3 protein-coding genes are annotated in these 688 nt (G+C 42.7%); 2 read left to right on the top strand and 1 reads right to left on the bottom strand.

The features are described 5' to 3' along the window. The first annotated feature begins 142 nt into the window (after nucleotides 1-142). Nucleotides 143-403 carry a replication regulatory protein RepA gene (locus C7B16_RS24310; protein ID WP_107180298.1) on the top strand — a complete coding sequence of 87 codons (261 nt, stop codon included), beginning with the start codon at nucleotides 143-145 and terminating at the stop codon, nucleotides 401-403. 25 nt (nucleotides 404-428) lie between these two features. Here the strand turns inward: C7B16_RS24310 and C7B16_RS25730 are convergent, their stop codons facing one another. Then, the gene (locus tag C7B16_RS25730; RefSeq protein ID WP_107180297.1) at nucleotides 429-581 is read right to left on the bottom strand and encodes a replication protein RepA; all 153 of its coding nucleotides are present in this window, start codon (nucleotides 579-581) and stop codon (nucleotides 429-431) included. A gap of 48 nt (nucleotides 582-629) precedes the next feature. Here C7B16_RS25730 and tap point away from each other — a divergent pair. Then, on the top strand, nucleotides 630-688 hold a 59-nt coding region (gene tap / locus C7B16_RS25920), incomplete at its 3' end, for a RepA leader peptide Tap (protein WP_097744215.1).

Genomic DNA, 688 nt, shown 5'->3' with positions numbered 1-688 from the left:
TATCAAAATCACATTAAACGGTCGTAATCAGACATGATTTGTGCGCCAACACAGATCATCGTCACAACTTTCAAGTCGCTGATTTCAAAAAACTGTAGTATCCTCTGCGAAACGATCCCTGTTTGAGAATTGAGGAGGCGAGATGTCGCAGACAGAAAATGCAGTGACTTCCTCATTGAGTCAAAAGCGGTTTGTGCGCAGAGGTAAGCCTATGTCTGACTCTGAGAAACAGATGGCCGCTGTTGCAAGAAAACGTCTTACACACAAAGAGATAAAAGTTTTTGTCAAAAATCCTCTGAAAGATCTCATGGTTGAGTACTGCGAGCAAAAAGGGATAACACAGGCTCAGTTCATTGAGAAAATTATCAAAGATGAACTGCAGAGACTGGATGTACTAAAGTAAAGACTTTACTTTGTGTCGTAGCATGCTAGATTACTGATCGTTTTAAGGAATTTTGTGGCTGGCCACGCCATAAGGTGGCAGGGAACTGGTTCTGATGTGGATTTACAGGAGCCAGAAAAGTGAAAACCCCGATAATCTTCTTCAACTTTGGCGAGTGCAGAAAGATTACCGGGGCCATCTAAAAACCGTATAGCCAACAATTCAGCTATGCGGGGAGTATAGTTATATGCCCGGAAAAGTTCAAGACTTCTTTCTGTGCTCACTCCTTCTGCGCATTGTAAGTGC

Origin of the sequence: Escherichia sp. 20412-1 (genome assembly GCF_003027595.1) — a bacterium.
Taxonomy (GTDB): domain Bacteria; phylum Pseudomonadota; class Gammaproteobacteria; order Enterobacterales; family Enterobacteriaceae; genus Escherichia; species Escherichia marmotae.
This window is presented reverse-complemented; position numbering and strand designations above follow the sequence as displayed.

Coding starts and splice junctions, on each gene's coding strand:
- C7B16_RS24310 (WP_107180298.1), top strand. CDS start 143: ATGTCGCAGACAGAAAATGCAGTGACTTCCTCATTGAGTCAAAAGCGG.
- C7B16_RS25730 (WP_107180297.1), bottom strand. CDS start 581: ATGGCCCCGGTAATCTTTCTGCACTCGCCAAAGTTGAAGAAGATTATC.